This window comes from Gluconobacter wancherniae NBRC 103581, from assembly GCF_007988885.1.
Lineage (GTDB): Bacteria > Pseudomonadota > Alphaproteobacteria > Acetobacterales > Acetobacteraceae > Gluconobacter > Gluconobacter wancherniae.
In genome coordinates this window covers 1,234,876-1,248,356 of record NZ_BJUZ01000001.1, presented here as the reverse complement: position 1 = coordinate 1,248,356, position 13,481 = coordinate 1,234,876, and the positions used below count along the sequence as shown (strand labels likewise).

Here is a 13,481-nt window from a genome sequence, read left to right as displayed (position 1 = left end):
GTGAAGCTGTGGTCAGGCCCGCGCAGGACGATCAATAGCTTGTGCAAGGATTTCGACAGGGTGAGAGGGACGATATCCTGCCATGCGCTCTGTCTGGCATCGGCATGAAAAACCGGTTGCGAGGATGGGTTTCTCGGCCTTTTCCGCCCAGTTCTGGTGGAAAATTTGCTTTGAAAGGTCTGCCTGCTCGCGTTGATGTCCAAACATGCCAGCCATGCCACAGCATCCAGCCTTGCCTGCTGAAACATTCAGGCCGAAACTCTTCAGGATGAAGGCCCAGTCGCCAGCGCTCTCGGGTCTTACTGCCTGCTCGGTGCAATGTGAAAGGATCGTGGCTGCGTCCCCTCCCGTCGCAACACTCCGTGGCGCTATATGCCCATTTTCGATTTCGGAGCGCAGAAAGCGTTCCAGTGCCCACACGGCTGGAGGCTTCCTTTGTCCAAGTTCGCAATATTCCTGCTCAAACATGAGGCCAGTTGCGGCGTCCAGCGCTATAACTGGGATGTTGTGCCGCTCAATGGCACGGACCTTGCGCAAAATATGGCGCCCTGCCTTCGCAAAGCCATTGTAGAATCCTAACACATATCTTGCTTTGCCATTGCTCCATGCTGGCGTGACGCGGACGTCATAACCAAGCCCTGACAGGAGAGCATGTGTGCGAATTATAAGGGCTCCATCAAAGCTGCCCGTGAAGCTGTCCTGAAGCAGAACGATTTTTTTTTCATGGCGCGATGTCAGCCAGCGGCGGGTTAGTTTTTGACGTGAAGAAAGTGCTGCAGGAATAAACGTTGGGAGATCTACGAGCCCGATAGAACTCAAGAGGTATCGCGATAGTGGATTATGCATCAGCAGGTTGGAAATGGCCGGGACTGCACGGCCCGCTGCAAGAAGAGGTTCCAGCCAAAAGACAAGGTAATCTCTGAGCGGCCGTTTTTGCTCCTCAAAATATTCGCTCAGAAATCTTGAGCGCATTGAGGGGATATCGACCTTGATCGGGCATTGGGTCGCACAGGCCTTGCACGAGAGACAGCTATCGAGCGCGTCCTTCAGTTCGTAGCTTAACTGCGGGAGGTTCTGGCGTTCTGTATTCTCTTGTGGAAGCGAGCGCAGGCGGAGCCAGCTTCTGATCAGCGTTGCACGCCCTTTAGGAGACTGACGCCTGTCTTTGGTGGCCTTATAAGACGGGCACATGGCCATCTCGGGTTCACGATTAAAGCATGCGCCATTGCCATTACAGGTGACAGACAGGGCATATTCTTCGCGAAGGGGCGCCGCGATCTGGGCATCATAAATGCCTTTGAATGGCACCGTGTCGATCCTGTCCACAGCGTACTTGCCTACGGGGGCGAGCTTTCCGCGATTGAAAATATCTTTAGGATCAAATGCTTCTTTGATTTTGCAAAGTTCAAGGAAGAGCTTTTCACCAAAAAACAGGGGGGAAAATTCTCCTCTAAACCCCCGACCATGTTCGCCCCACAGGAGGCCCCCATGCCTTTTGGTCAATTGAGCTACAGCATCGGAGATCGCGCGGATGAGGCTCTGATCCTCACTTTGCAGCATATCCAGAAACGGGCGGACATGAAGGCAGCCAACATCCGCGTGGCCAAACATGCCGTATGTGAGGCCATGTCCGTCGAGGATATCGCGAAATTCCTGTACGTATTCTGGCAGGCTCTCAGGCGGTACGGCAGTATCTTCTACAAAAGCGACGCCCTGCTTATTGCCTTGCGGGCGTCCTAGGAGGCCAACGGATTTTTCTCTGAGAGTCCATAGTTGGGAAATTATTTCATCATCTAAAATTGCTTTATAATCAATAAGATGATTTGAAGATTGATCGAGAATTTCGCTGGCAGAAGATATGTGTTCGTGAAGGGTATCCAGGTCATCTCCCACAAACTCTACAAAGCTTAGCCCCAGGACTGGAAAATTCGAGCCACTCCCAAGGACTCTTTCAAGCGCCGTCCAGGTTACGTCCTGCTTTGCAACCGCGAGAACCCTGTCATCAAGCACTTCGACAGCTGACGGTTGTGCTGACAACAACTCCTGTACATCGCGCAATGCACCATCAAAGCTTGCATAACGAGCAACCAACAGGCGCCTGTGTTGAGGAATCTTTTTAAGGCGTAATACGATTTTTCCCGTCAGTGCCAGTGTGCCTTCAGAACCCGCAAGAAGGCGTGTCATGTCGAAGCTGCCATCTTCGGAATGAACATTCTGAAGATTGTAGCCCGTCAGGCCCCGGTTCATTTGTGGGAAAACGCGCGTTATTTCATCTGCATATTCCGTGACTGCGCGGTGAACCTCCCGGTATACGGCGCCGCCCAGGTCATCTTTCGCCATCTGGGCTTCAAGTTCAGTTGCTGTCAGTTTCCTGACTGTCAGATCCGAGCCGTCCGAGAGTACGACGTCCAACTGTTCAATATAATCTGACGTCTTCCCGTAGATGCGTGAGCCTTTCCCGGACGCATCCGTCGCGATCATTCCGCCAATTGTAGCGCGGGTAGCGGTAGAGACTGTAGGTGGAAAAAAGAGGCCATGGGGCCGAAGAAAAGCATTCAGACGCGCCAGGATAACGCCGGGCTCGACGGTAACATTCTGGGATTGTGCATCAAAATGCAGGATGCGATCCATATGTCGCGAAACGTCCACGACAATTCCAGGCGTAAGGGACTGTCCGTTTGTTCCGGTACCGCCTCCACGTACTGCCAGCGTCAGTCTGCCATTGGCTGCGGCTCGAACTGCACGATTGAGATCGAGAGTGGTGCGTGGGAAAATGACAGCAAGTGGAACGCGCTGATAGATGCTGTTATCGGTTGAAAAAACGAGGCGGGAAGAAAGTTCCGCCTCGATGTCTCCTTCAAAACCGTCATCCCTCAAACGCTGGAGGAAAATTTCCCGGGCACTGATATCCATCGGGTTCGGCGTTAACTCGGAAAAGTCATTGTGCCGATCCATGATGATATCGCCGCCCATGAGTTCATACCCCGCCTGAATTTATCCGCCGTATCTTTAGCGAAATGATCAGCCAGATCAAAGTGGCGGTTGAATGAGTGACCTCATTCAACCGTTACAGATTTGGCGAGATTGCGTGGCTGATCCACATCCGTGCCCTTTAAAAGAGCCACTTCATAAGCAAGCATCTGCACAGGGATGGCGTAAAGGATTGGTACAACGAAAGCATCAACATCCGGCAGAACGACCACATGCTCAGCCACGCCCTTCAGGCGCTCGGCACCAGCAGCATCTGTGAATGCAAGGACCCGCCCACCACGAGCTTTTGCCTCCTGAAGATTGGAAAGCGTCTTCTCAAACAGGATGTTGGACGGCACGATGGCAACAACGGGCACTGTTCTGTCGATAAGGCTGATTGGCCCGTGCTTCAGTTCACCCGCAGCGTAAGCTTCTGCGTGTATGTAGCTGATTTCTTTTAATTTTAGAGCGCCTTCATAAGCAATTGGCGTACAAATTCCGCGCCCCAGATACAGAACATCTCGTGCCTCTGCGACCACGGCTGCCATGGCCTGAATTGCAGGAGTGCATGCGAAAACTTCTGCGGCTCTGGAGGGTAGATCGAGCAGGCTGGATGTTAGCGCTTCTTCTTTCGCCTGATCGATCTTGCCTCGTGCGCGAGCGAAATCGATGGAAAATGCTGCAAGAACAGAGAGTTGAGCGGTGAAAGCTTTCGTGGATGCGACAGAAATTTCTGGTCCCGCAACCATGCCCAGCACGAGATCACTTTCGCGGCCCATTGTGGAGTGCTCAACATTCAGCACAGACACAATGCTCTGACCTGCTTTTTTGAGGCTACGTAGGACGCCCAGAGTGTCGGCTGTTTCGCCTGATTGCGAAATCAGGAGGGCTACACCGCGATCCGGTTGCGGTGGGTCGCGGTAACGAAGCTCGGAAGCAACATCAATTTCGACAGGGATACGGGCCAGCGATTCAAGCCAGTATCTGCCAACCATGCCTGCATAAAATGCCGATCCGCAGGCAGTAATGGTGATCCGCGGTACTTTTGCGATATCAAAGGGCATGTCCGGCAACGCAATGCGCTTGGACGCAGGGTCGGTGATACGCTGCAGAGTCTGTCCGATGGCGACAGGATGTTCGTGCAGTTCCTTTTCCATGTAATGCCGGTAACCGTCTTTGCCGACCTGCCCGGCCATAAATGCAATGGTCTGGATCTGGCGCTGAACGGTATCGCCTTTTGCGTTGAAGATTGTTGCACCCTCACGGGTCAGCTCGCACCAGTCTCCATCTTCCAAGTAGGAAATACGATTGGCCAATGGCGCCAGCGCGAGGCTATCGGATCCGAGGAACATTTCCCCTTCGCCATATCCCACGGCTAGCGGTGCGCCATGACGTGCACCGATCAGCAGGCCATCATGGTTCTGGAAAATCATGGCAATGGCATAAGCACCTTCAAGGCGGCCTATGGTCGCGAAAGCAGCCTCGCGGGGAGCCATGCCCTGCTCGATATAATTATCGAGCAGATGGGCGACGGTCTCGGAATCCGTTTCCGTGACAAAGCGACGTCCCTTCGCCTCCAGCTCGGCCTTGAGCGCAGCAAAGTTTTCGATAATGCCGTTATGGACGATCGCAACCTGGCCTGCCGCATGTGGGTGGGCATTGGTTTCAGTTGGTGCGCCGTGTGTGGCCCAACGGGTATGTCCGATGCCGGTTGAGCCGCTGAGCGGAGACTGCTTCAGGACGGTCTCAAGATTGTCTAGCTTACCCGCCGCACGACGGCGATCAATGACGCCATTCTCGGAGAGGGTCGCAATGCCTGCTGAATCATAGCCACGATATTCGAGGCGACGTAGGGCTTCAAAAATGATTGGCGTGGCAGGACGGTGTCCAACGACACCACAAATTCCACACATCAGCCCTGTTCCTTCTTTGCTTTAAGCGCATGTTTGATGGCGAGCCCTCTACCGGGCTTTTCGCACTGGCGGGCGCGTCCGAGAGCGAGTGCTGTCGCCGAGACGTTTTCTGTGATGACACTTCCGGCTGCGACCAAAGCATCGTCACCGATTTCCACTGGCGCAACGAGAATAGAGTTGGAGCCAATGAAAGTTCGTTCTCCAATGACGGTGCGATGCTTGAACACGCCGTCGTAATTGCAGGTGATCGTACCTGCGCCAACATTGGTACCCGCGCCGATTGATGCATCTCCGAGATACGTAAGATGGTTGGCCTTTGCGCCCGTTCCCAGTTCCACGTTCTTGAGTTCTACAAAATTGCCGACATGGGAATTTGTAGCGCAGTGGGTACCGGGGCGGAGGCGAGCGTAAGGGCCGATCATTGCGCCCTCACCTACGGTGCAACCTTCTAGATGCGAAAAGGCTCGGATTACGCTTCCGGATGCAATCTTCACGCCCGGTCCAAAAAAGACGTTTGGTTCTATAACGACATCTTGCGAAATTTGTGTATCAGCGCTGAAGAAGACGGTCTCTGGTGCAACGAGAGTAACACCTCCATCCATCGCAGCCTGCCGCATCCGTTGCTGCAAGGTAGCCTCGGCGCGGGCAAGTTCTGCACGAGAATTGACGCCTGCGAGTTCTTCCTCTGGTGCTTCAACGCATAACACCTGCCCGGAGCGTGCTGCCATTTCGACGACATCCGTAAGGTAGTATTCGCCCTGGGCGTTGTTGTTTCCGAGTTCGCTCAGCCAGCGACGGAAATCATTTGCATCCGCACACATGACGCCTGCGTTGCAAAGGCCGATCTTACGCTCAGCTTCTGTAGCATCCTTATATTCTACAATCCGCAGCACATGGCCGTTTTCTTCGATAAGACGACCGTATTTTCCGGGATCGCTAGGGCGCATGCCGAGCAACGAGAGCGACGCACCTGATCTGCGAGCGTCCAGCAATCTGTGCATGGTCTGAGCGGTAATGAGGGGGTTGTCGGCATAAAGAATGGCGACGTCCCCATCCCCGAATAGGGATTCAGCCATCTTTGCCGCATGCCCCGTCCCCAGACGCTCAGACTGAACAACCGTGCGGTACGGCTGTGTTGCTCTTTCGAGTTCGGGCATATCTGGCCCCACAACCACCACGACGTCATCAAAAATCTGCTTTGCAGTCTCGATGAGGTGGGTAATCATCGGGCGATTGCCCAGACGATGCATCGCTTTTGGAAGACTTGATTTCATGCGCGTGCCGAGGCCCGCAGCAAGGATAACAGCAGTCGTATGAAGTTTTGCTTTAGTCATGGTAAGTCCGAGGTATCCAAAGCGCACGGGCACGTCAAATGATGTGCTGAGTCTGGACCATCACTTCCGATTGCCGATTGTTGCGATTGGCATGAAATAAGCTATTTTTAGTGTCTTGGTGCCTGTTGCATCACGACGGTTACATGCCCAAGCTTGGGATGTTCTATCTCGATCCGCACCGGAACGAGGCCGAAACCATCCACCTGTTTGAACCATACCGCGCCCGGCTTGGGCTGGCTCATTTTGTTTCGGTTCGGTGAATCTTTTACAAAACCGGCGACCTGCTGCCCGATGAAGTCACAACGCAAAGCTGGGCCGGAGTAAAGTTCTCCATGGTCCTGAGGAATAGCGTCGGTCACTGGGCCATGGATGGTCATATGTGTCAGACGAAGGCCGTCAAATACCATCTCTGTACCGTTGCACTTCCCTGTGGTTGTCAGGGTATGGAGCAGATGTGCCACGCCACTAAGAGTATCGACCGTGTGCGCCAACTGGTCCGAGGGAACCTGTTCACGGTCATTTTCGCGTGGCTCCAGAATATCTACCGAGGGGGTTCCGTCGTGATACACAAGCTTCACATGGCGTACGGTCCCTCGTGAAAAACCGCTGCTTTCATACGAAATGGGAGATATCCCATTTTCAGTGAAATGCCCTTGAGCCTGCGTTGTTATGCGCATTTTCAGAAACCAGCTTGCAAAGCCTGCGCTCTCAAGATGTGTTGTTGCCCCGTAACCCCACGGCTGAAGCTGATAGGATGCCGATACGTTCAGGACATGAAGCCCATGGACGTATACGGCATAATCAGATCCAGTAGGACCTTCCGAAGCTACAGTCGACGCATTGGCTTCCTGCCCGGAAGCCGGAAGGCTTCCAAGGCAGAGTGCCGCCGCGGAGAAGGCACCCAGAAGACGTTTAGACGTCAAGGTTAGCGACCTTCAGAGCATTGCCCACGATGAAATCGCGGCGCGGCTCAACAACATCGCCCATCAGCGTGGAGAACACCTGCCCTGCCTCCTCGACGTCCCCTACGCGTACCTGCAGCAATGTGCGTGTGGCGGGATCGAGAGTGGTGTGCCAAAGCTGCTCATCATTCATCTCGCCAAGGCCTTTGAAGCGATTGATGGTCAGGCCGCGACGACCTTGCGCAAGGATGCGGTCCATCACTGCTGCGGGGCCAAAAAGTTCGATCTCGTTCTGATCAAGCCGCAGGATGGCGGCGCTGTCGAAGTCGCGGGCAATCTGCTCGCCGTGTGTTGCAAGCCACCGTGCTTCAGCAGAACGCAGTGTGGCCGGGTCAAGGCGATAGATTTCACCTACACCGCGAACCGAACGGGCAAACTCCAGACCTGTGTCCGAAACGGAAACTTTCCATCCACGTTCGTTTTCAGCTGACGCTGCATCCAGACGACGTTGGAATTCCGGCGCACGTTCGCGGCCGAGCGCTGGATCTGTTTCCAGAACACGCGCAATCGCGGCTTGCTCAAGGATCCAGACTGGAATCTTGGAGGCAATACGCTGCAGGTTCTGGGCCGCGGCTGCAAGTATGTTGATTTCTGCCGACAAGGCGTCACCACTGAGCTCACGACCGTCGCAGTAACGCAGAGAAGCGTTGTTGAGCGCTTTGTCCAGCAGATACTGCTCAAGAGCTGCATCGTCTTTGAGGTAACGTTCTTCCTGACCACGTTTCGCACGATAGAGCGGCGGCTGGGCAATGTAGAGATATCCCTGCTCGATCAGTTCCGGCATCTGACGGAAGAAAAAAGTGAGCAGCAGGGTACGGATGTGGGAGCCGTCCACGTCAGCGTCAGTCATGATGACGATCTTGTGGTAGCGGAGTTTTTGAGCTGAGAAGCCGCCCTGATCCACTTCGCCCCGGCCAATGCCGGTACCAAGAGCTGTGATCAGTGTGCCGATTTCCGCTGATCCAAGCATACGGTCGAAGCGCGCGCGCTCAACATTGAGGATCTTGCCGCGAAGGGGAAGGATGGCCTGGAAGCGGCGATCACGACCCTGCTTGGCAGTGCCGCCTGCAGAGTCACCCTCAACAATAAAAATCTCAGCCTTGGAAGCGTCGCGTTCCTGACAATCCGCCAGTTTTCCTGGTAGCGAGGAAACATCCAGAACACCTTTGCGGCGTGTCAGATCACGAGCGCGACGTGCAGCCTCACGAGCGCTGGCTGCGTCAATGACCTTGGCAACAATGGCTTTGGCTTCTTTGGGGTGGGTCTCGAACCAGTGCGAAATCGCGTCTGCGGCTGTCGCGTGAACGACAGGCTGGACTTCGGAGGAGACGAGCTTGTCTTTGGTCTGGGACGAAAATTTTGGGTCCGGAACCTTGACGGACAGAACAGCCGTCATGCCTTCGCGCATGTCTTCGCCGGTCAGTGAACCAGCTTCTTTCTTCGCGACGCTTTCGGCATAGCGGCCGACAACGCGCGTCAGTGCCTGACGGAAACCGGCAAGATGAGCACCGCCGTCGCGCTGTGGAATGTTGTTGGTGAAGCACAGCATCGTTTCATGGAAACTGTCATTCCATGTCAGTGCGAACTCAACACGGATGCCACTCTCTGCGTGGTCAATCTCGCCCGTGATGGGAGGGTTGACGATCGATGTCTTCGATGAGTCCAGCCATTGTGCAAAGGCGCTTAAACCACCTTCATAATGGAAGCGGATTTCTTTGGGCTCAGCATGGCGCTCATCCCGGAGGATGATTTCCAAGCCAGAATTCAGAAACGCCAGTTCACGAACGCGACGCTCAAGAATCGTGAACTCGAAGTCGACTTTTGTGAAGGTACTTTTGCTTGGCTTGAACGTCACCAAAGTGCCGCGTGGCTCATCGGAAGCGCCGATAATCCTGAGCGCTTCGTCGCGCTCGCCATGCTGGAAGCGGATGAAATGCTCCACCCCGTTACGCCAGATGCGAACTTCCATCCACTCGGATAAGGCATTCACAACCGCAGCGCCCACGCCGTGCAATCCGCCGGAGACTTTGTAAGAATTCTGGTTGAACTTACCACCCGCATGAAGCTTGGTCAGAACCACTTCAGCCGCGCTGACGCCTTCTTCCTCATGCATGTCTGTGGGGATACCACGACCATCATCGCGAACAGATACGGAGCCGTCTCCGTTCAGTGTCAGAATACAATGTGTGGCGTGGCCCGCCTGCGCTTCATCCACTGCGTTGTCGATGATTTCGAAGACCATGTGATGAAGGCCTGATCCATCATCCGTGTCGCCGATATACATGCCAGGACGTTTGCGGACTGCATCCAGTCCCTTCAGTACCGAGATGGACGAGGCGCCGTATTCTTCACCGTCTGCGCCAGGAATCGCCGGCTGGTTCTGGGTCTCTGACATTCGGGCGGAAAACTCCATGGAACTCTGAAAATCTTTCATTCGAGTATAGCGTGTGCAGAGCCCGGAGGCCAGCGACTGCACGGATCAGTGTGGCTTCAGGGTGCCGCTTGCAACAGAAACGAACCCTGCATGGCCTCTCAGGCGCTCGAAGGGTTGCGGATCAGTTCCCGTTAGCAGGACGGGGCTTTCAACATGTGCAATGCTTTCCAGCAGCGCATCTCTCCGGCGTTCATCAAGGTGTACCAAGGGTTCATCCAGAAGAATGGCGGGCGCTGAACCCCGAGCTTCTTTTATGAGATGGGCATGAGAGAGGACCGTTCCAAGCAGCATCGCCTTTTGCTGGCCGCTGCTGGAAATTTCTGCACTCCGACCTGTTTCTGCATCCGATAGTGAAAAATCTGCCCGGTGTGCCCCTGCTGAAGTGCTCCCTTTCTGACGGTCCTGATCGCGGCTTCTCGCCAACTCGCCGCGGAGCCAGTCCTCTACGCTGAGTGCTGGGCTGTTCTGAAGCCGTGCGGCGATTGGGCAGTTTAAATGAATGAGTGTCCGAGGAAATTCTTTATTTTCAGATGGATGTCCGTTCATGCGCTCAATTAAGGTGAAGCGCGCGGCCGTTGCGGCCACAGAATGACGCGCTATTGAGTCTTCAAGAGACGCAATCCATCCACTTTCATTGGGTCGTTCGGACAACAGGCGATTGCGGCTGGAAACAGAACGGTCATGCGCTGCTATCTGCCTTGCGTGGTCTGGAGTAAGTGCCATGACCAGACGATCCAGAAACCGCCTTCTCCCGGATGCACCTTCCAGAAAAAGCCTATCCATCTGGGGAGTAAGCCAGACACAGGAAAAGATATTTCCTATTTCTGCCTGAGAGCGGATTTTTTCGCCGTCCAGCATGAAAACCCGCCGTGCATTGCCGGCAGGGTCAGACCCTGTACCAATACGATATTCGTCCAGCGCCTCAGAGAGTGTGGCAGCAATGCCCCAGCGTTCTGCGCCTTGACGCAGCAACATCTGGATTGAAACGCCACGTAGTCCCCGCCCTGGAGCCAAAAGTGAAACGGCCTCCAGAAGATTGGTTTTTCCAGATCCGTTTTCGCCAGTGAGGACGGTGATTGAAGCCGATGGTTCCCACACGCAGTGCCGGTAGTTTCGGAAATCCGTGAGGGCCAGCCTTTTAAGATGCAATGGGAGCCGATCAGACCCGCATCGGCATCAGGACGTATAGTGCAGAAGGTGATCCTGTGTCTCGGACCAGTGTTGGCGCTGAGCTGTCTGAAAACGCGAATTCAACTTCTACGTCGATCTGGTCGGTGATGTCGGTCAGGTAACGTGCCTGAAACCCGATCTCGATCGGCGGTGCATCATACGTGACGGTATTCTCGTCCAACTCTTCATGCGCAACGCCCTGATCGGGGCTGATAGCGGAAAGAGTCAGGAGATTCTGTGTTGCCGAAAGCTTTACCGGACGCGAACGCTCCTGGCTGATCGCTGCGACGCGGCCAACGGCTGCCGCGAAGTCGCGTTTTCCGACGCGAAGGATGCGGTCATTACCCTTGGGAATTACGCGCTCATATTCCGGGAAAGTTCCGTCAATAAGCTTGGACGTCAGCAGGACCGGGCCTGCCTGGAACTGGATGCGCGTGTCGGAAAGGGAAATTTCCAGATCAGCAGCGCCTTCATCTAGCAGCTTGCGCAGTTCAGCGACCGTTTTGCGGGGAATAATGACTCCGGGCATGCCCAGTGCACCTTCGGGGAGTTCTGTTTCAACGCGTGCAAGGCGATGACCATCCGTAGCCACAGCCCGCAGCATGGGACCCGCAGGGCCTTCTGAGACGTGCAGATATATGCCGTTCAGGTAGTACCGTGTTTCTTCAGTGGAGATTGCAAATTTGGTGCGGTCAATCAGACCCTTCAGCGTCCCGGCTGGCAGGTTGAAGCGGTGCGGCAGATCTCCTGCGACCATGGCAGGAAAATCGTCGACAGGAAGAACATTGAGGCTCGTCGCGTATCGGCCGGCTTTCAGCGCAAGCGGGGCATCGCTCTGCGGATGGTCGAATTCGATATGAACGCCATCTGGCAGCTTGCGTACGATTTCAAACAGTACGGCGGCGGGTACTGTCGTTGCGCCTGAGCGCTCTCCGGTCGCGGCGATTTCTTCAACAACCGCGATTTCCATGTCGGTCGCTGTCAGGCGCAGTGTGTCGCCTTCATAAGAAATCAGGACGTTGGCCAGAATGGGAATGGTATTCCGCTTTTCTGCCACGCCGTGAATGTGTGCGAGTGCCCGTTGCAGCAGGGTGCGGTCGGCCTTGAATTTCATCGTCTTATCCCATGCATAACGGTCTGAATTTCAAGCGCAGTTTCTTAGCAGAGCAAAGCGCGGCACGAAAGACGTACCGCGCTCAGAATGTGGCAATTGCTCAGCCTTCGAGCATTCGCCGCATCAGTTCCACGTCTTCTGCGAAGGACGGATCCTGTTCCATCAGTTCGGCAACGCGAGAGACAGCGTGCATGACCGTAGTGTGGTCACGATTGCCAAACTTGCGACCGATCTCGGGCAGGCTGCGGCTGGTAAGCTGCTTAGCAAGGAACATGGCTACCTGACGTGGCCGGGCCACTGCGCGAGCACGGCGTGCTGAGGACATATCTGTCAGGCGGATATTCCAGTGCTCGGCAACCTTGCGCTGGATCTCCTCAATCGTGACGCGGCGATCATGCGCCTTGAGCATGTCCTTGAGGACATCTTGCGTCGTATCGAGTGTCACCGGACGGCCAACGAGATCAGCATGTGCCACAAGGCGGTTCAGAGCGCCTTCGAGCTCACGAACGTTGGTCGTGATCTTGTGTGCCAGATACTCCAGCACCTTGGCTGGAACGACTGTGCCCGATGCCTTGGCTTTTGCCTCCAGGATCGAAATGCGCAGCTCGAACGTGGTTGCGTGGATATCAGCAACCATGCCGCAGCCCAGACGGGTCCGCAGACGATCTTCGAGGCCAGAGAGGTCGGACGGGCTTTTATCTGCGCTGACAACGATCTGACGGCCGGCATCAACAAGGGCATTGAACGTATGGAAGAATTCTTCCTGCGTATTGTCCTTGCCAATGAGGAACTGAAGATCGTCGATCATCAGGACATCTACCGAACGCAGCTGTTCCTTGAATTCCATCGTGGATTGCGAGCGGATGGCCGCGATGAAACGATACATGAACTTTTCGGCAGACATGTAGGCTACCGAGACGTTACCCGTCTTTGTCAGTTCGGAGCCGATGGCATGCATCAGATGCGTTTTGCCAAGGCCTACGCCACCATAAAGGAACAGCGGGTTGAAGCCTGGGCTGGAAGGCTTTTCTGCTACGCGGCGTGCGCAGGCGTAGGCAAATTCGTTTGGCTTGCCTACGACGAAGGAATCAAAGGAGAACCGCGGATCGAGCGGTACAGCAAGATCACTGCGAATTTCAGGTGCTGCCGGTGTGGCTGGTATTTCTTCGGTAAATTCAGTGGCTTCTTCCGGCGTCGGTGCTGATGGCGTGAGGCCACGCTTCACCTGCAGCTCAACACGCTGGACGACGTCATTTTCCGTGCGCCATAATGTCTGCAGACGTTCACCGTACTGACTGCGAACCCAGTCCCGCAGAAAGCGCGTCGGAAGGTAAAGGACGATTTCGTCTTCTTCGATCGGGCCGAGAACGATCTGCCGCAGCCATGTGCGGTACTCGACTTCGCCAACTTCGCTTTTCAGCTTGTCGCGAACCCGAAGCCACGCGGCTTCCAGTGGGTTCGCTGTGCCGGGGGCGGAGGCGCTGGCGTCCAGATACTGAGCGTTTTCCACCTTGATACCCCCTTTCAGTCTTACCCCTCAGGGGGCGTAGTTTATTTGCCTTGGCTTAGAAAAAGCCAGGAACA

The 13,481-nt window shown here is 55.0% G+C and carries 8 protein-coding genes; all 8 read right to left on the bottom strand.

What is annotated here, in order from left to right; all coding sequences use genetic code 11:
• Positions 1 to 12: 12 nt before the first annotated feature.
• The 8 genes from GWA01_RS05825 to dnaA all read right to left on the bottom strand — a co-directional run bounded on the left by GWA01_RS05825 (position 13) and on the right by dnaA (position 13,407).
• The gene (locus GWA01_RS05825; RefSeq protein WP_146794876.1) at positions 13 to 2,973 is read right to left on the bottom strand and encodes an FAD-binding and (Fe-S)-binding domain-containing protein; all 2,961 of its coding nucleotides are present in this window, start codon (positions 2,971 to 2,973) and stop codon (positions 13 to 15) included.
• Positions 2,974 to 3,056: 83 nt separating this feature from the next.
• Positions 3,057 to 4,883 (bottom strand): glutamine--fructose-6-phosphate transaminase (isomerizing), encoded by a 1,827-nt coding sequence (gene glmS, locus GWA01_RS05820; RefSeq protein ID WP_146794874.1) that lies wholly within the window; start codon positions 4,881 to 4,883, stop codon positions 3,057 to 3,059.
• Positions 4,883 to 6,217 carry a bifunctional UDP-N-acetylglucosamine diphosphorylase/glucosamine-1-phosphate N-acetyltransferase GlmU gene (gene glmU / locus GWA01_RS05815; RefSeq protein WP_146794872.1) on the bottom strand — a complete coding sequence of 445 codons (1,335 nt, stop codon included), beginning with the start codon at positions 6,215 to 6,217 and terminating at the stop codon, positions 4,883 to 4,885. The genes glmS and glmU overlap by 1 nt, the downstream gene beginning before the upstream one ends.
• 107 nt (positions 6,218 to 6,324) lie before the next feature.
• Entirely contained in the window at positions 6,325 to 7,140 is an 816-nt protein-coding gene (locus GWA01_RS05810; protein WP_228118377.1) for a DUF3108 domain-containing protein, read from the bottom strand.
• Positions 7,130 to 9,574 carry a DNA topoisomerase (ATP-hydrolyzing) subunit B gene (gene gyrB / locus GWA01_RS05805; RefSeq protein ID WP_146794870.1) on the bottom strand — a complete coding sequence of 815 codons (2,445 nt, stop codon included), beginning with the start codon at positions 9,572 to 9,574 and terminating at the stop codon, positions 7,130 to 7,132. Before gyrB ends, GWA01_RS05810 begins: the two co-directional genes overlap by 11 nt.
• 84 nt (positions 9,575 to 9,658) lie before the next feature.
• On the bottom strand, positions 9,659 to 10,762 hold the full coding sequence (gene recF, locus GWA01_RS05800) for a DNA replication/repair protein RecF (protein ID WP_146794868.1): 1,104 nt from the start codon (positions 10,760 to 10,762) through the stop codon (positions 9,659 to 9,661).
• A gap of 10 nt (positions 10,763 to 10,772) precedes the next feature.
• Positions 10,773 to 11,897, bottom strand: a complete 1,125-nt coding sequence (gene dnaN / locus GWA01_RS05795) for a DNA polymerase III subunit beta (RefSeq protein ID WP_146794867.1) — start codon at positions 11,895 to 11,897, stop codon at positions 10,773 to 10,775.
• A 100-nt stretch (positions 11,898 to 11,997) separates the two neighbouring features.
• Positions 11,998 to 13,407, bottom strand: a complete 1,410-nt coding sequence (gene dnaA / locus GWA01_RS05790; protein WP_146794865.1) for a chromosomal replication initiator protein DnaA — start codon at positions 13,405 to 13,407, stop codon at positions 11,998 to 12,000.
• Positions 13,408 to 13,481: the final 74 nt, after the last annotated feature.

Excerpts from the sequence above, each read along its gene's own strand:
- GWA01_RS05825 (WP_146794876.1), bottom strand. The coding sequence starts at position 2,973 with ATGGGCGGCGATATCATCATGGATCGGCACAATGACTTTTCCGAGTTA.
- glmS (WP_146794874.1), bottom strand. The coding sequence starts at position 4,883 with ATGTGTGGAATTTGTGGTGTCGTTGGACACCGTCCTGCCACGCCAATC.
- glmU (WP_146794872.1), bottom strand. The coding sequence starts at position 6,217 with ATGACTAAAGCAAAACTTCATACGACTGCTGTTATCCTTGCTGCGGGC.
- gyrB (WP_146794870.1), bottom strand. The coding sequence starts at position 9,574 with ATGTCAGAGACCCAGAACCAGCCGGCGATTCCTGGCGCAGACGGTGAA.
- dnaN (WP_146794867.1), bottom strand. The coding sequence starts at position 11,897 with ATGAAATTCAAGGCCGACCGCACCCTGCTGCAACGGGCACTCGCACAC.